Origin of the sequence: Modestobacter sp. VKM Ac-2977, assembly GCF_026968045.1 — a bacterium.
Taxonomy (GTDB): Bacteria; Actinomycetota; Actinomycetes; order Mycobacteriales; family Geodermatophilaceae; genus Modestobacter.
In genome coordinates this window covers 433,655-452,913 of sequence record NZ_JAPVBQ010000001.1, presented here as the reverse complement: position 1 = coordinate 452,913, position 19,259 = coordinate 433,655, and the positions used below count along the sequence as shown (strand labels likewise).

The following is a 19,259-nucleotide window of genomic DNA, read 5'->3' as shown; positions in this document are numbered from 1 at the left end:
GGACGGCGGAGCTACCCGGGGGTAGGTTCGGGTCATCTGACGTCCGTCGCCGCCCTCGAGGTGGCGCGCCTCATCGTGGAGGACCCATGCCCGAAGCCGTCATCGTCGCCGCCGCCCGCTCCCCCATCGGCCGCGCGTTCAAGGGGTCGCTGAAGGACCTCCGGCCGGACGACCTGGCCGCGACGATCACCCGGGCCGCGCTGGACCAGGTGCCGCAGCTGGACCCGACCGACATCGACGACCTGATGCTCGGGTGTGGCCTCCCCGGCGGTGAGCAGGGCTTCAACATGGGCCGGGTCGTCGCCGTCCTGATGGGCATGGACCACCTGCCCGGGACGACGATCACCCGGTACTGCTCCTCGTCGCTGCAGACCACCCGGATGGCGCTGCACGCGATCAAGGCCGGCGAGGGCGACGTGTTCATCTCCGCCGGCGTCGAGCTGGTGTCCCGGTTCACCAAGGGCAACTCCGACGCCATCCCGGACACCCACAACCCGCGCTTCGCCGACGCCGAGGCCCGGGTGGCCAAGACCGCCGAGAGCGGTGCGGAGAGCTGGCGGGACCCGCGCGAGGACGGTGACCTCCCCAACGCCTACATCGCCATGGGCCAGACCGCGGAGAACCTCGCGCTGCTCAAGGACGTCTCCCGCCAGGAGATGGACGAGTTCGCCGTGCGCAGCCAGAACCTGGCCGAGCAGGCGATCGCCAACGGCTTCTGGGAGCGGGAGATCACCCCGGTCACCACGCCGGACGGCACCGTGGTCAGCACCGACGACGGCCCGCGCGCCGGCACCACGCTCGAGGGGCTCGCCGGTCTGAAGCCGGTCTTCCGCCCCGACGGCCGGGTGACCGCGGGCAACGCCTGCCCGCTCAACGACGGCGCCGCCGCCCTGGTGATCATGAGCGACCGCAAGGCGCAGGAGCTGGGCATCACCCCGCTGGCCCGGATCGTCTCCACCGGGGTCACCGGGCTGTCGCCGGAGATCATGGGCTACGGCCCGGTCGCGGCCTCGCAGCAGGCGCTGGCCCGGGCGGGCATGTCCATCTCGGACATGGACCTCGTGGAGATCAACGAGGCGTTCGCGGCCCAGGTCATCCCGAGCTACCGGGATCTGGGCATCGACATCGACAAGCTGAACGTGCACGGCGGCGCGATCGCCGTCGGGCACCCCTTCGGCATGACCGGCGCCCGGATCACCGGCACGCTGCTCAACGGGCTGCGCGCCCGGGACGGCCAGTTCGGCCTGGAGACGATGTGCGTCGGCGGCGGCCAGGGCATGGCGATGGTGCTCGAGCGCCTCTCCTGAGCGCAGACCGCACGAACGACCGTGGCCCGGCCCCCTCGCGGGGACCGGGCCACGGTCGTTGTGTCGGGCCCCGCGTGGGGGCCTTCGATCACTCGCGGAAGTAGCTGAGCAGCCGCAGGATCTCGATGTACAGCCAGATGACCGTCACCAGCAGGCCGAAGGCGATGTACCAGGCGAACTTCGGCTCGACGCCGCGGCGGATCGCCTCGTCGGCCATGTCGAAGTCCAGCAGCAGCGTGAACGCCGCGACGCCGATGACGACGATGCTGAAGATGATGGCCAGCGGGCCACCGTCGCGCAGGCCCAGGCCGCCCGGGATGAAGAAGCTGGCGACCAGGTTGACGATCACGAGCGCCAGGACGCCGAACAGCGCGCCGACGATCCAGCGGGTGAGCTTCGGGGTGACCCGGATGGCACCGGTCTTGTAGACCACCAGCATCCCGGCGAAGACGCCGAAGGTGCCGATCAGCGCCTGCGCCACGATGCCGCTGTACTGGTCGTTGAACATCTCGCTGATCGCGCCGAGCGCGACGCCGTAGAGGGCGCCGTACGTCAGCGTCGCGACCGGGTTGGCGACCTGCTTGAACGCGATCACCAGGCCGAGGACGAGGGCGACCAGGACGGCCGGGAGCGTCAGGCCCAGGGCGAGACTGTCCGGCAGCACGGCCCAGGTGACGGCCGCGGAGAGCACCGTCACGAGGAAGCTGAGGCCGGTCTTGGTGACGACGTCGTCCATCGTCATGTAGGCGCGGTCGGTCGCGGCGTACGGCGACGGAGCGGCGTACGGGTCGTGCTGGGTGGGTGCCCCGCCGTACGTCTGCTGCGGGGCGGAGCCCCAGCCGGCGGACGGGCCGTTGCCGGCTGCCGGGAGGCCCCGGAAGGCCGGGTTGCTGCTGGGCATCGTCATCTCCTCGAGGTGACTGGTCGGGCCGTGGGGCTCAGCTTGTCCGCCCCACGCTGTCTGGTGTAACGCCAGGTCAGTGCCGGTAGTTCCCGTGTGGCCAGGACCACCCGGACGGGTGCCCCCGGTCGGGTTCGAACCGACACCGGGACCCTTTTAAGGGGCCTGCCTCTGCCGATTGGGCTACGGGGGCGCGGGCGCGGGCCCGCCCCGGACCCTAGCTGGCGCGCGGGCCCGACTGGTCCCGGTCGGCCGCGCTGGGCGGCGGGATCGACGGGGCCTGGCCGCCGGTCGCCGCGGCGACGAACTCGCGCCGCGGGTTCTGCAACTGGCCCAGCGCGATGACCTCGCGCCGGAACACCGAGGCCAGCGCCCAGTCGGCGACCACCCGCACCTTGCGGTTCAGGGTGGGCACCCGGCTGACGTGGTAGGCGCGGTGCATCCACCAGGCCGGCCGGCCCTTGAGCTTGACCCCGTAGACCTGGGCCACGCCCTTGTGCAACCCGAGGCTGGCCACCGACCCCGCGTAGGCGTGCCGGTACTCCGTGGGCTGCTCGCCGTCCAGCACGGCCACGATGTTGTCGGCCAGCCGCTTGGCCTGTCGCACCGCGTGCTGGGCGTTCGGGGCGGTGGTGGCGCCGGGGTCGTCCTTGGTCAGGTCCGGGACGGCGGCCAGGTCACCGGCCGCCCACGCACCGTCCAGAGCCGCCCCCTCGGCGCCCTCCACCTGCAGCGTGGCCCGGCAGCGGACCCGGCCGCGCTCGTCCAGCGGCAGGTCGGTCTGGGCGAGCATCGGGTGCGGCTTGGTGCCCGCCGTCCAGACCAGGGTGTCGCTGGCGAACTCGTCACCGTCGCCGGTGCGCACGACGCCGTCGTCGGAGACGGAGTCCAGCGTCGTGTTGAGCTTGACCTCCATGCCGCGGGCCTGCAGCTGCTGCACCGTCCAGGCACCCATGTCCGCGTCGACCTCGGGCAGGATCCGGCCGGTCGCCTCCACCAGGACCCAGCGCATGTCCGCCGGGGACAGCCGGGGGTAGTAGCGCTCCAGGGCGTAGCGGGCCATGTCCTCCAGCTCGGCGAACGCCTCGATCCCGGCGTAGCCCCCGCCGACGAAGGTGAAGGTCAGCGCCCGCCGGCGCACCTGCGGGTCGTCGGTGGAGCTGGCGGCGTCCAGCCGGGCCAGCACGTGGTTGCGCAGGTAGATGGCCTCGCCGACGTTCTTGAAGCCGATGCCGTGCTCGGCGAGCCCGGGGATGGGCAGGGTGCGGGCCACCGAGCCGGCGGCCATCACCAGCACGTCGTAGCGCAGCTCGAAGGAGTCGCCCTCGGCCGGCGTCACCGTCGCCGTCCGGTCGGCGTGGCTGAGCCCGGCCACCGCACCGGTGATGACGCGGCACTGGTCCAGCGTGCGCCGCAGCGGGACGACGACGTGCCGGGGCTCCACCGAGCCGGCCGCCGCCTCGGGCAGGAACGGCTGGTACGTCATGTGCGGTTGCGGGTCGACCACGATGATCTCCGCCCGCCCGCGACGCAGCTTCTTCTGCAAGCGCAGGGCGGTGTAGAGGCCGACGTAGCCGCCGCCCACGATCAGGATCACCGGTCGCTGGGCCATGGCCTCACCGTAGGCCCGCACGCGCCCCGGCGGACACCTGCCGCCGGCTCACCCCGCGGCGGTGAGCTCCTTCGCCCGGTCCAGCACCGCGTCGAGCATCGGTTCGGTGAGCCGGCCGGTGAAGGTGTTCTGCTGACTGACGTGGTAGCTGCCGAGCAGGGTCAGCGGGCCGTTCGGGCCGGCCAGCGACACCTCCACACCGTGCCCGAACGCAGGCCTCGGCCGGGGCAGCGGCACCCCGGCGCCGGCCAGCACCGGCCACAGCGCCGTCCAGCCGAACCCGCCGAGCACCACGATCACCCGCAGCCGCGGCAGCAGCGCCAGCTCCCGGGCCAGCCACGGCGAGCAGGTGTCCCGCTCCTCCGGCGTGGGCGCGTTGGCCGGTGGCGCGCACCGCACCGCGGCGCACACCCGGACGTCGGTGAGCTCCAGCCCGTCGTCCTTGGCCACCGAGGTCGGCTGGTTGGCCAGGCCGGCCCGCCACAGCGCGGCGAAGATCCAGTCGCCGCTGCGGTCGCCGGTGAACACCCGGCCGGTGCGGTTCCCGCCGTGCGCAGCGGGGGCCAGGCCGACGACGCCGATCCGCGCGTCGGCGGGCCCCAGCCCCGGCACCGGCCGTCCCCAGTACTCCTCCGCGCGGAAGGAGGCCCGCTTCACCCGGGCCACCTCCTCGCGCCAGGTCACCAGCCGCGGGCAGGCCCGGCACCCGGAGACCCGCTCGTCCAGCACCGTCAGCTCGCGGCTGCCGGCGGCGGCGCGGACGACGCCGGCCGGACTGCGGGTGACGGGGAAGCCGTCGGCGTCGCGTGCCACCCCGACAGCACAGCACGTGGCCGCGAAGGGCGCCGGAGCCGCCCCCACGGCATGATCAGGGGGTGGCGAAGAAGCAGAAGGCGAAGACCCCGTTGTTGTACAAGATGCTCGGCCCGGCGCTGGCGATCCCGTCCGGCATCGTGGTCAAGAAGCTCGCCGACACCACCTGGGAGAAGGTGCGCGGCTACCCGCCGCCGAAGAACCCGGCCGCCCCCGGCGTCAGCTGGCCCGACGCGCTCGCCTGGGCCGCGGTCTCCGGCGCGCTGTACGCCGCCGCCCGGCTGGTCGCCGCCGCCGGTGCCGCCGCCGCCTACGAGAAGATCACCGGCAACCTGCCCCCCGGCGTCAACGCCGACAGCGCGGCCTGAACAAGGACCCCCTTGCCCCCCCCACCGCTCGCGAGCTCGCGGTGGGGCCCTGCAAGGGGGCCTACGGGACGGGGCCCTGGGGGCCCCGTCCCGCGGCGTCAGGGCCGCGCGAGGCGGAGGGCGATGCCGTCGAGGATGTCGTGCTCGCTGACGACCACCTCGTCGAGGTCGAACGCGTCCATCACGACCCGCAGCACCAGGGCACCGGCGCCGATCACGTCGACCCGGCCCGGGTGCATCACCGGGGAGGCCGCCCGCCGTGCCCGGGTCGCGGTCAGCAGACCGGCCGACACCGAGCGGACGGCGCCCACCGGGATCCGTGACCCGTGGATGGCGACCGGGTCGTAGGCGGGCAGGCCGAGCGCCAGGGCGGCCACCGTGGTCACCGAACCGGCCAGCCCGACGAGGGTCGCGGTCTCACCCACCGGCACCTCGGCCGCGACCAGCTCCAGGGCCGCCCGCACGTCGGCCTCGGCGGCCTGCACCTCGTCCGGAGGCGGCGGGTCGCTGCGCAGGTGCCGCTCGGTGAGCCGGACACAGCCGACGTCCACCGACCGCGCGGCCCGCACCCCGCCGGCGTCCCCGAGCACGAACTCCGTCGAACCGCCCCCGATGTCGACGACCAGGTACGGCGGCCGCGGCGCTGCGGCACCGTGCACCCGGGCGGCGGCGGCCAGCGAGGCGGTCGCGCCGAGGAAGGAGAGCTCGGCCTCCTCCACCCCGGTCACCACGTCGGGCAGCTGACCCAGGGTCGCGGTCACCATCGCCTCGAACTCGTCGCGGTTGGCGGCGTCCCGGCTGGCACTGGTGGCCACCATCCGCACCCGCTCGGCACCCAGCTCACGGGCCTGGGCGGCGTACTCGGCGAGCACCCGGCGGGTGCGCTCGATCGCCTCCGGCGCCAGCCGGCCGGTCGCGTCCACGCCCTGGCCGAGCCGCACGACCTCCATCCGCCGGAGCAGGTCGGTGTGCGCGCCCTCGACGGGCACGTCGGCGACCAGCATCCGGATGGAGTTGGTGCCGCAGTCGATGGCGGCGACCCGGGTCATCGGACGTCCTCCGGGTCCTGGGGGGACGGCTGGGCGCACGGCCCGGCCGCCCACCACTCCCCCATCTCCGCGACCGCACGGTCGCCGACCGGGTTCACCCCGGGGCCGGCGGCCAGGGCGTGGCCGGCCAGGGCGTGCAGGCACTTGACCCGGTCGGGCATCCCCCCGGCGCTGGCCCGGGTGGGCAGCACGTCCCGGGAGTCGCGGGTGGCCAGGAAGGACTCGTGCGCCGCCCGGTAGCCCGCCGCGAGCTCGGGGTCGGTGGCCAGCTCGGCCTGCCAGTCCCGCATCCGGCCGGCCGACTCCAGCCGGCTGGCGGCCGCGGTCGCCCGGGGGCAGGTCAGGTAGTAGAGCGTGGGGAACGGGGTGCCGTCCTCCAGCCGGGGCGCGGTCTCCACGACGTCGGGCTGGCCGCAGGGACAGCGGTGCGCGACGCCGACCAGCGCGCGTGGCGGGCGGCCCAGCTGACGGGCGATGACGGCACGCTCGGCGTCGGTGACCGGCAGCGAGACCGGCGCGGGGTCGGGACTGTGCACGTCCCTAGTCTGCGGGAGGGCCCGGATCGGTCTCCGAGGGGTCGCCGTCGGCTGCGGCGAGGGAGCCGAGCAGCCCCTCGTACCAGGGCACAGGAGCGTTCCGTGCGGTGCTGCCGGTCGGGTCCTGGGCGGTGTCCCCGGGGTCGCCGGCGTCCCCGACGACGACCAGCCGGTCGCCGGGCAGCACCATGGTGAGCCGCTCCCGGGCCTGCTGGGCGATGTAGGCGGGGTCGGCCTGGCGGTCCAGCTGGGCCTGCAGGTCGGCGGCGCGCTGGTCGAGCGCCTGCTGCTCGGCGGCCAGCTCGGCGAGCTCCTGCCGCCCGGCCACGTACTGGCGCAGCGGCCCGGCCAGGGTCAGCGCCAGCAGCAGCACCAGCCCGCCCAGCAGCACGGCCCGGCCGGTGAACCGTGGGCCGCGCCGGGGGGTGGCGCTGCGGGCCGGTCGCCGGGTGGTGCGGCGGCCCGGCCGGTTGTCGGCCGCGCCGCGGGCACCGGCCCGCACCGGCCGCGACGAGGACCGGCGGCGGTTGCCACCGGGCCGGTCGCGGCGGGTGCGGGCGGTGCTCACGTGGTGCCCGGGCTCAGCTGCGGGCAGCCAGGCGCGGGAACGCGGCGGCGCCGGCGTAGCGCGCGGCGTCGTCCAGCTCCTCCTCGATCCGGAGCAGCTGGTTGTACTTGGCCACGCGCTCGCTGCGGGCCGGGGCACCGGTCTTGATCTGCCCGCAGTCGGTGGCGACGGCGAGGTCGGCGATCGTGGTGTCCTCGGTCTCGCCCGAGCGGTGGCTCATCATCGACCGGTAGCCGCCCCGGTGGGCCATGTTGACCGCGTCCAGGGTCTCGGTGAGCGTGCCGATCTGGTTCACCTTCACCAGCAGCGCGTTCGCCGCCCCCCGGGCGATGCCGTCGGCGAGCCGGGTCGGGTTGGTGACGAAGAGGTCGTCGCCGACGATCTGCACGCGGTCGCCGAGCGCCTGGGTCATCGACACCCAGCCGTCCCAGTCCTCCTCCGAGAGCGGGTCCTCGATGGAGACGATCGGGTAGGCGTCGACCAGCCCGCGGTAGTACTCGATCAGGTCGTCGGAGCTGAGGGTCTTCCCCTCGAAGGCGTAGCCGGCGTCGCTGTGGAACTCGGTCGCCGCGACGTCCAGGGCGAAGGCGATGTCGGTGCCGACGGTGTAGCCGGCGGCCTGCACGGCCTCGACGATGAGGTCCAGGGCGTCCCGGTTGCTGGGCAGCGACGGGGCGAACCCGCCCTCGTCGCCCAGGCCGGTGGCCAGGCCGCGCTTCTTCAGCACCGACTTGAGGGCGTGGTAGGTCTCGGTGCCGACCTGCAGCGCCTCGGCGAAGGTCGCCGCGCCGATCGGGGCGATCATGAACTCCTGCACGTCGACGTTGCTGTCGGCGTGGGCGCCACCGTTGAGGATGTTCATCATCGGCACGGGGAGCAGGTGCGCCGAGGGGCCGCCGACGTAGCGGAACAGCGGCAGGCCGGCGGACTCCGCGGCGGCCTTGGCGACGGCGAGGGAGACGCCGAGGATCGCGTTGGCGCCGAGCCGGGACTTGTCGGGCGTGCCGTCGAGGTCGATCAGCCGCTGGTCGACCGTCCGCTGCTCGGCGGCGTCGTACCCGACGAGCTCCGGGCCGATCACGTCCAGGACGCCGTCGACGGCCTGGGTCACGCCCTTGCCGCCGTAGCGGGTCCCGCCGTCCCGGAGCTCCACCGCCTCGAAGGCGCCGGTCGAGGCGCCGCTGGGCACGGCTGCCCGGGTGATCGTCCCGTCGTCGAGTGCCACCTCGACCTCGACGGTGGGGTTTCCGCGCGAGTCGAGGATCTCCCGCGCGCCTACTGCATCGATGCTGGCCACGGGCTGCAGCCTAGCCAGCTCCCGGGGCGGTGCGGCACACCCGCGCCGGGAGCAGCCGGGCCGACCGCCGGCGGACGCCTGGGACGATGACCGGCGATGACTCCCCCGACCCCGCCCCGCCGGCACCGGCGCGCCGTCCGGCAGCTCCTCCTCGGGCTGGCCCCGGTGCTGGTGGTCGGGCTCGTCGTGCTGGTCGCGCTGGCGCTGCGGCTGTCCGACGTGCAGGCGCCGCTGGCCGCCGCCGACCGCACCGCGACCGCGACGGTCACCGCGGCCGGCACCGCGCCCGAGGGCCGTGGGCTGGACGTCGCCTTCCGCGACGGCTCCGGCCGGGAGCGCAGCGGCACCCTGGTGCTGGACGAACCGCTCGACGTGCCGGTCGGCGCCGAGCTGACGGTGCAGTACCCCGCGGCCGCCCCCGCGAGCGACCCGGTCCGGGTCCACACCGACGGGGACGCCGCGCACGCCGCGCTCGGGGACGTCGTCTTCGGCCTGGCCGCCGTGGTCGCGGTGCTGCTCGCCGTCGCCGCGCTGACCCTCGCCCGCCTGCTCACCCGACCGCGGCTGCGGTCGCGACCTGCCACCGCGGTGACCGCCACCCACGTGGTGGTGAACCTCGGTCTGCTGGTGCGCAGCTGGCTGGAGCTGGAGACGCCGGCCGGGCGGCGCTGGCTGCCCGTCCACTGGGCACCGGAGCTGGACCGGCTGCCCCCGGCCACCCGGGTCGAGGTGCGCGGGGACCCGGCCCGCGGCCGGCTGGTGCTGCCGGTGCTCGACGGCGCGGAGGTGTGGCCCTCGGGTCGGCTGCGCAGCCAGGAGCCGCGCGGGGAGATGCGGCAGGCGCCCGTCGTCCCCGACGCCGTCGAGGTGGGGCTGGCCCGGCAGGCCCGGGCGGACGGCGTCCTGCCCTTCCTCGCCCCGGTGCTGGGTCTGCTGTGGGCCTACGTGGACAGCAGCGGCCCGCTGGGCTTCGCCGTGGCGACCGCACTGTCGGCCGCGGTGCTGTTCTGGGTGCCCCAGCTGCTGGGCTCGGACCCGCAGGCCACCCGCGAGGGCTGAGCGTCAGGCGAGCGGCTGCTCGCGGGACTCCTCGTCGAGCCGGGCCCGCTCGGCCAGCTCCGCCTCGCTGGGCCCGGTGAAGGCCCGGGAGCGTTCCCGCGCCTGCTCGCTCCCGGTGAACAGGCCGGCCTGCGCACCGGCCGGCCGGACACCGCCGTCGCCCGCGGCCGGTCGGCGCGGCAGCGCCACATCCGGGCCGGCGACGCCCTCGTTGCGCACCTTGGGCAGCGCGGTCGGGTGCTCGCGCTGCAGCCACCCGACCAGGCCCTCCCGCACGTGGCAGCGCAGGTCGAACAGGGTGGGGCCGTCCTTCGCGCTGACCAGCACCCGGACCCGCACCACGGCGCCGACGGCATCGGTCACCTGCAGCACCACGACCCGCTCGTCCCACAACTCGTTGCCCACCACGAGCCGGTCGAGCTCGGCGCGCATCTCGTCGAAGGGCACCGTCCAGTCGACGTCCAGCTCGACGGACCCGAGGACGGCGGACTCCTTGCGGGTCCAGTTCTGGAAGGGCGTCGTGGTGAAGTGGGTGGAGGGCAGCACCAGCCGCCGGTCGTCCCAGACGTGCACCACGACGTAGGTGAGCGTGATCTCCTCGATCCGGCCCCACTCCCCCTCGACCACGACGACGTCGTCGACCCGGATGGCGTCGGTGAAGGCCAGCTGCATGCCGGCGAACACGTTGGCCAGCGAGGTCTGCGCGGCGAGCCCGGCCACCACCGACAGCACCCCGGCGCTGGCCAGGATGCTGGTGCCGGCCGCGCGGGCCGCGGGGAAGGTCAGCAGCATGCCGGCGATCGCCAGCACCGCGATCACCGCGACTGTCAGCCGGCGGATCAGCGTGACCTGGGTGCGGACCCGCCGGGCGTGCCGGTTGTCGTCGACGTCGACGTCGTAGCGGGCCAGCGCCAGGTCCTCGACGACGAACGCGGCGACCGCGATCAGCCAGGCCACCACGGCGATGAGCGCCAGCCCGAGGACCCGGACGACGACGTCCCGCCAGTCGCCCACGCCGGGCGCGGCGTCCAGCACCAGCGTGACCGCGAGCAGCACGAGGAGCACCCGCAGCGGTCGGCGCCCCCGCCGGGACAGGTCGGCCGCCACCGGAGAGGACCCGGCGAGGCGGCGCACCAGCGCCCCGATCGCGACGGCGACCAGCCAGGCCACCAGCGCGGCCCCGGCGACCACCAGCAGCAACAACCAGGTGCTCCGGGGCAGCACGCCGGAGACGACGCCGTCCGCGGCGAGCGGGGGCGGGGTGGATGCGGTCAGCGGCACGCGGCGAGGGCTCCTTCGTCGTCGGCGGGACGGGCGGCCGGCCACCTCCGCGGCCGGTCGCCGTCCACGCTAGGGGCCGGGCCGGGCACCCGCGTCGTCCGGTGACCCGGACGGGGCAGGTCAGCCGCGCGCGTGGGCGGCCGCGTCGAGCTCGGCGGCGTAGCGGCGGACGGCGGTGCGCAGCGCGTCCTCCGCGTCCCACCCGCGCTGCCGGGCGGCGACGACCAGCCCGAGCAGCTGCTCCCCCAGCGCGGCCGGGTCGGCGGCGGTCAGCTCGGCGGCCGGCGGGGTGGGCAGCCCGGCCCGCGCGGCGCGTCCGGCCAGGGCCGCGCCCCACGAGCTGGCCGGCTGCGAACGGGACACCCCCTCGGTCGGCGAGCGGCGCTGCTTCTCGGTCGCCTTGATCTCGTCCCAGCCACGCTCCACGGCGGCGACGTCCCGCGGCCCCGCGTCGGCGAACACGTGCGGGTGCCGGCGGACCAGCTTGTCGACCAGGTCACCGGCCACGTCGTCGACGTCGAACCGCCGGCCGGGCTCCGCCTCGGCAGCGACCCGGGCGTGGAAGGCGACCTGGAGCAGCACGTCACCCAGCTCCTCCCGCATCGCCACGGGGTCGTCGTCGACGATCGCGTCGTAGGCCTCGTGCGCCTCCTCCAGCAGGTAGCCGCGGAGCGTGGCGTGGGTCTGCTCGGCGTCCCAGGGGCAGCCGCCGGGCGAGCGCAGCCGGTCCATGACCCCGACGACGTCCAGCAGCCGCGCGCCGGGCGGCTCCGGCGCCCCCTCGACCCGCGGGACGCCCTCCCAGCCGGTGGCCTCCTCGGGAGCGGCCAGCAGGACGGCGCCGGGGCCCGCCGCGGCAGCCGCGGCCGGGTCGGCGACGTCGGTCACCGCGATCCCCTCCGTCCGCAGCGCCGCGGCGGTGGCGGCGGCGCCGGGCAGCGCGAGCACGGCCGGGGCGGCGGTGACCGCCCGCCAGCCGGCGGCGGCGAGCAGTCCGGGCAGGCGGGGGCTGACGGTGACGAGGAGCGCGACGGGCACCCGGTCAGTCTCCGGCAAGCCCGGCGGCGTCCTCGCCGGCGTCCTCGAGGAGCTGCACCACGCCGTCGTCCGCGGCGACCACCTGCCCGCCCTGCAGGGTGCCGAAGCGCGGGTTGACCACCAGGTCGAGGTCGTCCCGCACCCGGGCCACCAGCGCGGCGCCGGCCTCCGCCGCCTCGGCCGCGGCCTGGTCGGCCAGCTGCGGGCGCAGCTGCTCGAACGTCGGGACGGCGACGCCGCGGACGAAGCCGACCACCACCCCGCCGGCCTCCGGCAGCGCCAGGGTGAAGCCCTGCCCGGGGGGCGTGGCCGCGATCGGCTCGGCCAGCACCGCCGGCAGGTCGGCCGGTGCCCGGGCCTCGATCTGCGGCAGCGTGTTGGGCCCGGCGTACTGGGCGGCGACGGCCGGGTAGCCGGCCGGGTCGGCGGTCAGCTGGGCCAGCACGGCGTCGGCGGTGGCCTGGTCGGGCACCGTCACCAGGCCGAGCTCGACCTGCGCGAGGCCGGGGACCACCTGCTCGTAGCGCTCGCGCAGCGCCGCCTCGGAGGGCTCGACGAGCCCGGCGGCGACCGCGGCGCGCTGGCGGACCAGCTGCTGGCGGACGTTCTCCACCACGTCGGCCTCGCTGGCGCCCTGCTGCTGGGCCACCTGGGCGAAGACCGTTTCCGGGTCGGCGCCGCCGAGCAGCTCGACGATCCGCGCCCGCACGTCGGCGTCGGGCACCTCGACACCCCAGCGCCGGGCCACCTCGTCGTGGAGCTCCTCGCCCACCCGCAGGCTCAGCACCTGGCGGGTGTAGCCCACCTCGTCACCAGCGGCGTACGCCGCGATGGCCGGGTCGGCGAGCCGGGTGTCGACCGCCTCGTCCAGCTCGGCGACGGTCACCTGCTCGTCACCGACGTAGGCGGCGACGTCCGGGTCGGTGCGGCACCCGGCCAGGCCACCCACCCCGGCGGCACCCACGAGCAGGACGGCGAGGAGTCTGCGGCGCGGCACGGCGCGAGCGTGCCACACCCGGTGTGACCCACGCCGCACCCCGCGCGGTCCGACGTGGGTCAGGAGGCGACGGCGACGGGCTGCTCGAGGACCGACGTCAGCAGCGCGTGCAGCTTATCCAGCAGGGCGACGTCGCGCAGCGGCGTGCGCCGGTCCGGGCCCACCGGCACCTTGATCGACACGGTGCGCACCGCGTCCTTGTAGGTGGCCCCCTCGGCCAGCCGGGACAGCTTCATCACCTGGGACTCGCGCAGCTCCACCGGCCCGACCCGGACGTTGCGCCCCTGCATCGACACCTCGGTGACCCCGAGGTGGCGCATGGCAGCGCGGAACCGGGCCACCGCCAGCAGGTTGAGCACCGGGGCCGGGGCCGCGCCGTAGCGGTCGGTGAGCTCGTCGAGCACGGCCTGCGCCTGGTCGTCGTCCTGGACGCTCGCGACCTTGCGGTAGGCCTCCATCCGGAGCCGCTCGCCGGGCACGTAGTCGTGCGGCAGGTGGGCGTCGACCGGCAGGTCGACCCGGACCTCGGCCGGCTCCACGGCCGGGGACTCCCCGGTCGCCTGGGCCCGGTAGTCGCTGACCGCCTCGCCGACCAGCCGTACGTAGAGGTCGAAGCCCACGCCGGCGATGTGCCCGGACTGCTCGCCGCCGAGCAGGTTGCCCGAGCCGCGGATCTCCAGGTCCTTCATCGCCACCGCCATGCCGGCCCCGAGGTCGGTGTTGTGCGCGATGGTGGTCAGCCGGTCGACCGAGGTCTCGGTGAGCGGCCGGGACGGGTCGTAGGTGAAGTAGGCGTAGGCCCGCTCCCGGCCACGGCCGACCCGGCCGCGGATCTGGTGCAGCTGGGAGAGGCCGAAGGTGTCGGCCCGGTCGACGATCAGGGTGTTGGCGTTGGGGATGTCCAGCCCGGACTCGACGATCGTGGTGGCGACCAGGACGTCGTACTCCTTCTCCCAGAAGCCGACCATGATCCGTTCGAGCTCGTGCTCCTTCATCTGGCCGTGGCCGACTGCCACCCGGGCCTCGGGCACCAGGTTGCGGATCTTCGCCGCCGCCTTGTCGATCGACTGCACCCGGTTGTGGATCACGAACACCTGGCCGTCGCGGAGCAGCTCGCGGCGGATCGCGGCGGCCATCTGCTTGTCCTCCCACGCGCCGACGTAGGTCAGCACCGGGTGCCGCTCCTCCGGCGGCGTGAGGATCGTCGACATCTCGCGGATGCCGGTGAGGCTCATCTCCAGGGTGCGCGGGATCGGGGTGGCCGACATCGACAGCACGTCGACCGCCGTCCGGACGCTCTTCAGGTACTCCTTGTGCTCGACGCCGAAGCGCTGCTCCTCGTCGACGATGACCAGCCCCAGGTCCTTGAACCGGGTGGTGGGCTGCAGCAGTCGGTGGGTGCCGACCAGGACGTCGATCTCGCCGTCGGCCAGCTTGCGCAGCACCTCGTCGGACTCGGTCTTCGACTGGAACCGGGACAGCACCGCCACGGTCACCGGGAACTGCGCGAACCGCTCGGAGAAGGTCTTGAAGTGCTGGTTGGCCAGCAGCGTCGTCGGCACCAGGATGCCGACCTGCTTGCCGTCCTGCACCGCCTTGAACGCCGCCCGCACCGCGATCTCGGTCTTCCCGTAGCCGACGTCGCCGCAGATGATCCGGTCCATCGGCACCGGCTGGGCCATGTCCGCCTTGACCTCGTCGATGGCGGCCAGCTGGTCGGGCGTCTCGGTGAAGGGGAAGGCGTCCTCCAGCTCGCGCTGCCAGACGGTGTCCGGCCCGAAGGCGTGGCCCTTGGACGCCATCCGCGCCGAGTACAGCCGGATCAGCTCCGCGGCGATCTGCTTGACCGCCTTGCGGGCCTGGTTCTTCGTCTTCTGCCAGTCGGCGCCGCCGAGCTTGGACAGCGCGGGCGCCTCGCCGCCGACGTAGCGGGTCAGCTGGTCCAGGGAGTCGGTGGGCACGAACAGCCGGTCCGGCGGCTGGTTCCGCTTGCCCGGCGCGTACTCGACGATCAGGTAGTCGCGCTGCCCGCCGTGCACGGTGCGGCTGACCATCTCCACGTAGCGGCCGACCCCGTGCTGCTCGTGCACCACCAGGTCGCCCGGCTGCAGCTGCACCAGGTCCACGGCGTTGCGCCGGCGGGCCGGCATCTTGGTGGCGTCCTTCATCGAGGTGCCGCGCTGGCCGGTGAGGTCGCCCTCGGTGACCAGCGCCAGGCCCACGGCCGGGAAGGTGAAGCCGGCCTCCAGGTTGCCCTGGGTGATCAGCGTCGGCCCCGCCGTCGGCGCGGTCTCGATGCCGGGCACCAGCCGGGCGCCCAGGTCGGCCTCGGTGAGCTGGTCGGCCGCGCGCTGGGCGGGGCCGGGGCCGGCGAAGGTCAGGGCGACCCGCCAGCCGTCGCGGCCCCAGCTGCGCAGCTGGTCGAAGGCGCGCGCCTGGTCGCCGTGGAAGCGCTCGACCCCGGTGGCGTCCAGGGTGACGTGCTGGTCGTCGTCGTCCGGGGAGAGGGTGAAGGCGCCCGTCGTCCACCAGGGCAGGCCCCGGGCCCGGGCGGCGTCCTGGACGTCGGCGAGGTCCCGGAAGGAGGAGGCGCCCAGGTCGATCGGCGCCTGGCCGGCCTCGGCCGCGGTCTGCCAGGAGGCGGCGAGGAACTCCTCGGCGGTGCGCACCAGGTCCGCGGACCGGCTGCGCACCCGCTCGGGGTCGCAGACCAGCACGTGCGTGCCCGGGGCCACCAGGTCGGTGAGCAGTTGCATCTGGTGCCCGCCGATGAGCGCCGGGATCAGCGACTCCATGCCCTCCACGGCGATGCCCTCGGCCAGCTTGCCGGCCACCTCGGCGAGCTCCGGGTGGTCGACCCCCAGCTGGACGGCGCGGGCCCGGACGTCGTCGGTGAGCAGCAGCTCACGGCACGGCGGGGCCCACAGCCGGTCGGGCCGCTCGTCCAGCGAGCGCTGGTCGGCGGCGGAGAAGTACCGCAGCTCGTCGACCTCGTCGCCCCAGAACTCCACCCGCACCGGGTGCGGCTCGGTGGGCGGGAAGACGTCGAGCAGGCCGCCGCGGACGGCGAACTCCCCGCGCTTCTCGACCAGCTCCACCCGGGTGTAGGCCGCCTCGGCCAGCGCCTGGGACACCGCGTCGAGCTCGGCGCTCTGTCCCGGCGCCAGCTCCACCGGCACCAGGTCGCCCAGCCCGGGGGCCAGCGGCTGCAGCACGCTGCGCACCGGGGCGACCAGCACGTCGACCGTGCCGTTCTCGCCGGGGTGGGTCAGGTCGCGCAGCACGGCCAGCCGGCGGCCGACGGTGTCCGCGCGGGGGCTGAGCCGCTCGTGCGGCAGCGTCTCCCAGGCCGGGAAGACCTCCACCCGCCGGTCGGGGAGGAAGCAGCGCAGCACCCCTGCCAGCGCGTCGGCGTCCCGCTCCCCCGCGGTGACCACCAGCACCGGCACGTCCGCGCCGGGCGCCCGGGCCGCCAGCGCGGCGGCCACCAGCGGCTGGACCGGCGGCGGGGCGGTGACGGCCAGGTCGGCCGTGCCCGCCCTGCCCACCACCGAGGCAACGCCGGCGTCGGACAGGACGACGTCGAGCACGCCGCGCAAGCTCACGGGGGTCACTCCAGTTCCTGGGCCCACACCGTGTCCGCTGCAGAGCAGAGCGCGCCGGGTGCGCGCGGGGGCCGTCGTCCAGGTTAGTCCCGGTGGCGGACGGTTGCGGGGCCGCTCAGGAGGTGAGGGTGCGGGCTCCCCGGGCCACCGGCGCCTGGGCGTCGATGGCGGCCAGCGCCCTGCGCAGGATCGTGCTGGAGGTGTGCACCGTGTACGGGAAGTACTGCACCTGCACGCCGACCGCGGCGAAGTCGCGCTCGAGCTTCGCGCCCTTGGCGGTGCCCCGCCAGTCATCGCCCTTGAAGAGGACGTCGAACCGCACCTCGCGCCAGGTGTCGACCTTGTCCGGCACCACCTCGGCGTGCACGTCGTCGACGAAGCGCAGGTTGCGCACGATCTCCATCCGCTCGGCCAGCGGGACGACCGGGAGCCGGCCCTTCGACTGCAGCAGCATCCCGTCGGACACCACCCCGACCACGAGCCGGTCACAGTGCTCGGCGGCGTGCTTGAGGACGTTGAGGTGCCCGATGTGGAACAGGTCGTAGGCCCCGGGGGCGTAGCCGATCACCGTCATGCGCTCTCCTCTGCCGTGCCGCTGATGCACTGATGACGCTAAGGGCCAGAGGTCACACAACGTGACGAATGCGCCGGCCACCACCCGATGAGGCGACGGTCCCGAGCCGCGGTCCACCCGTTCGTGCTCACGCACGGTCATTCCCGGGCAAGGTGGCCGACCTGTGCGCGGCCGGACCTGGTCAGCGACGAGCGACCCGGTCCGGACTACGACGGGCCGACGGCGGAGACCAGCGCGGCGACCGCCTGCTCGATCTCCCCTGCGGCGCGCGAGTAGTCCGCGGGACGCCCGCCGTACGGATCGGCGATGTCGTCCTCGGCCCCAGCGACACGGGCGCTGCGGAAGCGTGGCGCCTCGGCCGTCGCGGAGCTCAGTCGCTGCCGCGTCGACGCGCCGGAGACCCGTGCGCGACCGGCGGCCAGTGCGACCAGAGCCGCGAACTCCTTGAGGGTGAACGTCCGCCGGACCGCGGCGGGGACCAGGGCCACGAGCGCAGCACGTTGCTCCCGTGTCATGGTGAGGACCAGGTCCGCGCCGCCCACCACCTCCGAGGTCACCTGCCGCGCCTGGAAACCGGTGACGGGCACCGCCAGTGCGTTCGCCATCTCCGGCGCGATCGCGCTGCCCACCCGGGCGGTCAGGCCGGCACTGGCCACCTCCACGTCGTCTGCCGCGGCCAGCTCCGCGCGGAGCAGCGCTTCAGCGGCCGGGGACCGGCAGATGTTGGCCGTGCACACGAGGAGGACGGCGAACGAGGGGCTCTCGGCCGCTGCGGCCGCGGCACCCGTCACCTCGACGGACCGGGAGTCGGCGCAGTCACGATGCCCCGCACCAGGACCGGGGCCGCCAGCACGTCGGCGTCCTCGGCCGGGCGGTAGTCGTAGACCCGCTCCTCCCGGTCGACCTGGTTGAGCACCAGACCGAGCACCGTGGCGCCGACCTGCTCCAGGACCTGCAGGCTCTCCACCACCTGCGGGCGGCGTGCCTTGGTCGCGTTGACGACGAGCACGGCGCCGTCGACCGCGCGGGAGAGGACGGCTCCGTCGGCGACGGGCAGCAGTGGCGCGGTGTCGAGGACGATGTGGTCGTAGTCCGTCCGCAGGGCCCGGAGCAGCCCGGTCATGGCCGGCGACCCGAGCAGCTCGGCCGGGTTGGGTGGCAGCGGACCCGACGTCAGCACCTGCAGGCCGGACATCCCCCAGTCCTGCACGACCTCTGCCGGTGCTGCCCGCCCCAGCAGCACCGTGGTGAGGCCCGCCGAGCCCTCCAGCCCGAGCATCTCCGCCACGGACGGCCGGCGGAGATCGGCGTCGACGAGGAGCACCCGGGCACCGGTCTCGGCCAGCGCCGCCGCGAGGTTGACCGCCACCGTGGACTTGCCCTCGGCCGCCAACGAGGAGGTCACGGCCATCGTCCGGCTGCCGCTCTCGGTGTCCCAGCCGGTCAGCGCCGGCAGGTCGAGGAACTGCAGGTTGGTGCGCAGCTGTCGGAACCCCTCGGCCTGGCCACCCCGCGGCTCGGTCTCCATCACGACCGGGTGCGTCGCGCGGCCGACGTGCGCGGCGATGGTCCCGATCAGCGGGTGCGCGGTCAGCTCGGCGAGGGTGGCGGCATCGCGGACCCGGTTGTCCAGGGTGCTCCTCGCCCACACCCAGCCCAGGCCCAGCAGGAGCCCGACGGCCAGACCGGTGGCCAGGTCGAGCGGCGTGTTCGGGGTGGCAGCCGACCGCGGCACCTCGGCGGGGGCCACCGTCGTGGCCCGCACGGTCGGCTCCCCGTCGGCCCCCTCGGGCGCGAGCTGTTCCACGGTCTCGGAGAGCGTGACGACGACCGCGTCGGCGATCCGGGCGCTCTGTGCCGGTGACGACCCGGTGACGGTGACCTCGACGATGACCGTGTCGACGGGCGCGGACGCCTCCACCTGCCGAGCCAGTTCAGGTGCCGTCGTCCCCAGCTCCAGCCGGTCGATGACCGGCTGGAGGACGACCGGGGTCGTCGCCAGCCGGGCGTAGGACGTCACCTGGTTCTGCGTGTACGTCGATCCCTGGACCAGGTCGGCCGCGGAGTCCCCGTACTGCAGGGAGAAGAAGACGCTCGAGGTGGCCCGGTAGGTGCGCTCGGCGGCCAGCGACCAGCAGAGTCCGGCCAGCAGGCCGGCCACCGTCAGCGCAGCGATGACACGCCACCCGGTCCGCACGATCTCGGTCAGCCCCCCGGGGCCCATTGCCTTCCCCCATCCCGCGTCGACGCGAGC

The 19,259-nt window shown here is 74.8% G+C and carries 17 protein-coding genes and 1 tRNA gene; 3 read left to right on the top strand and 15 right to left on the bottom strand.

All coding sequences use genetic code 11. From position 1 onward, the window contains the following. The first annotated feature begins 86 nt into the window (after positions 1 to 86). Positions 87 to 1,307, top strand: a complete 1,221-nt coding sequence (locus O2V63_RS02115; RefSeq protein WP_269165919.1) for an acetyl-CoA C-acetyltransferase — start codon at positions 87 to 89, stop codon at positions 1,305 to 1,307. A gap of 88 nt (positions 1,308 to 1,395) precedes the next feature. On the opposite strand, the gene O2V63_RS02110 is transcribed toward O2V63_RS02115, so the two are convergent. The 4 genes from O2V63_RS02110 to O2V63_RS02095 form a co-directional block, all read right to left on the bottom strand. Continuing rightward, positions 1,396 to 2,208 (bottom strand): Bax inhibitor-1/YccA family protein, encoded by an 813-nt coding sequence (locus O2V63_RS02110; protein ID WP_164700045.1) that lies wholly within the window; start codon positions 2,206 to 2,208, stop codon positions 1,396 to 1,398. Between the two features lie 119 nt (positions 2,209 to 2,327). Next, positions 2,328 to 2,401 (bottom strand) — tRNA-Leu (locus tag O2V63_RS02105). A gap of 24 nt (positions 2,402 to 2,425) precedes the next feature. Further along, complete coding sequence (locus tag O2V63_RS02100) at positions 2,426 to 3,820, bottom strand: NAD(P)/FAD-dependent oxidoreductase (protein WP_269165918.1); 1,395 nt, start codon at positions 3,818 to 3,820, stop codon at positions 2,426 to 2,428. 48 nt (positions 3,821 to 3,868) lie between these two features. Further along, positions 3,869 to 4,633 carry a uracil-DNA glycosylase gene (locus O2V63_RS02095; RefSeq protein WP_269165917.1) on the bottom strand — a complete coding sequence of 255 codons (765 nt, stop codon included), beginning with the start codon at positions 4,631 to 4,633 and terminating at the stop codon, positions 3,869 to 3,871. A gap of 62 nt (positions 4,634 to 4,695) precedes the next feature. Between O2V63_RS02095 and O2V63_RS02090 the strand changes: the two genes are divergently transcribed. Further along, on the top strand, positions 4,696 to 5,001 hold the full coding sequence (locus O2V63_RS02090; RefSeq protein WP_269165916.1) for a DUF4235 domain-containing protein: 306 nt from the start codon (positions 4,696 to 4,698) through the stop codon (positions 4,999 to 5,001). 98 nt (positions 5,002 to 5,099) lie between these two features. Here the strand turns inward: O2V63_RS02090 and O2V63_RS02085 are convergent, their stop codons facing one another. Genes O2V63_RS02085 through eno form a run of 4 tightly spaced genes read right to left on the bottom strand, consistent with a single transcriptional unit; the run spans position 5,100 to position 8,451 of the window. Further along, a complete protein-coding gene (locus O2V63_RS02085) occupies positions 5,100 to 6,050 on the bottom strand; it encodes a Ppx/GppA phosphatase family protein (protein WP_269165915.1) in 951 nt (316 codons plus the stop codon). Beyond that, positions 6,047 to 6,586 (bottom strand): DUF501 domain-containing protein, encoded by a 540-nt coding sequence (locus O2V63_RS02080; protein ID WP_269165914.1) that lies wholly within the window; start codon positions 6,584 to 6,586, stop codon positions 6,047 to 6,049. The genes O2V63_RS02085 and O2V63_RS02080 overlap by 4 nt, the downstream gene beginning before the upstream one ends. A gap of 4 nt (positions 6,587 to 6,590) precedes the next feature. Continuing rightward, positions 6,591 to 7,154, bottom strand: coding sequence for an FtsB family cell division protein (locus O2V63_RS02075; RefSeq protein ID WP_269165913.1), 564 nt, complete (start codon positions 7,152 to 7,154; stop codon positions 6,591 to 6,593). A 13-nt stretch (positions 7,155 to 7,167) separates the two neighbouring features. Continuing rightward, positions 7,168 to 8,451, bottom strand: coding sequence for a phosphopyruvate hydratase (gene eno, locus O2V63_RS02070; protein ID WP_269165912.1), 1,284 nt, complete (start codon positions 8,449 to 8,451; stop codon positions 7,168 to 7,170). Between the two features lie 96 nt (positions 8,452 to 8,547). Between eno and O2V63_RS02065 the strand changes: the two genes are divergently transcribed. Continuing rightward, a complete protein-coding gene (locus O2V63_RS02065) occupies positions 8,548 to 9,510 on the top strand; it encodes a hypothetical protein (RefSeq protein WP_269165911.1) in 963 nt (320 codons plus the stop codon). Between the two features lie 3 nt (positions 9,511 to 9,513). On the opposite strand, the gene O2V63_RS02060 is transcribed toward O2V63_RS02065, so the two are convergent. The 7 genes from O2V63_RS02060 to O2V63_RS02030 form a co-directional block, all read right to left on the bottom strand. After that, positions 9,514 to 10,791 carry a mechanosensitive ion channel family protein gene (locus tag O2V63_RS02060; protein WP_269165910.1) on the bottom strand — a complete coding sequence of 426 codons (1,278 nt, stop codon included), beginning with the start codon at positions 10,789 to 10,791 and terminating at the stop codon, positions 9,514 to 9,516. Positions 10,792 to 10,911: 120 nt separating this feature from the next. Then, positions 10,912 to 11,829 (bottom strand): MazG family protein, encoded by a 918-nt coding sequence (locus O2V63_RS02055; RefSeq protein ID WP_269165909.1) that lies wholly within the window; start codon positions 11,827 to 11,829, stop codon positions 10,912 to 10,914. A gap of 4 nt (positions 11,830 to 11,833) precedes the next feature. Next, positions 11,834 to 12,826 carry a SurA N-terminal domain-containing protein gene (locus O2V63_RS02050; RefSeq protein ID WP_269165908.1) on the bottom strand — a complete coding sequence of 331 codons (993 nt, stop codon included), beginning with the start codon at positions 12,824 to 12,826 and terminating at the stop codon, positions 11,834 to 11,836. Between the two features lie 59 nt (positions 12,827 to 12,885). Continuing rightward, positions 12,886 to 16,431, bottom strand: a complete 3,546-nt coding sequence (mfd, locus tag O2V63_RS02045) for a transcription-repair coupling factor (protein WP_269165907.1) — start codon at positions 16,429 to 16,431, stop codon at positions 12,886 to 12,888. A 115-nt stretch (positions 16,432 to 16,546) separates the two neighbouring features. Next, positions 16,547 to 17,005 (bottom strand): adenylyltransferase/cytidyltransferase family protein, encoded by a 459-nt coding sequence (locus tag O2V63_RS02040; RefSeq protein WP_269165906.1) that lies wholly within the window; start codon positions 17,003 to 17,005, stop codon positions 16,547 to 16,549. Between the two features lie 206 nt (positions 17,006 to 17,211). Further along, positions 17,212 to 17,796, bottom strand: coding sequence for an arsenate reductase/protein-tyrosine-phosphatase family protein (locus O2V63_RS02035; RefSeq protein ID WP_269165905.1), 585 nt, complete (start codon positions 17,794 to 17,796; stop codon positions 17,212 to 17,214). Next, positions 17,793 to 19,229 carry a polysaccharide biosynthesis tyrosine autokinase gene (locus O2V63_RS02030; RefSeq protein WP_269165904.1) on the bottom strand — a complete coding sequence of 479 codons (1,437 nt, stop codon included), beginning with the start codon at positions 19,227 to 19,229 and terminating at the stop codon, positions 17,793 to 17,795. Before O2V63_RS02030 ends, O2V63_RS02035 begins: the two co-directional genes overlap by 4 nt. Positions 19,230 to 19,259 lie beyond the last annotated feature (30 nt).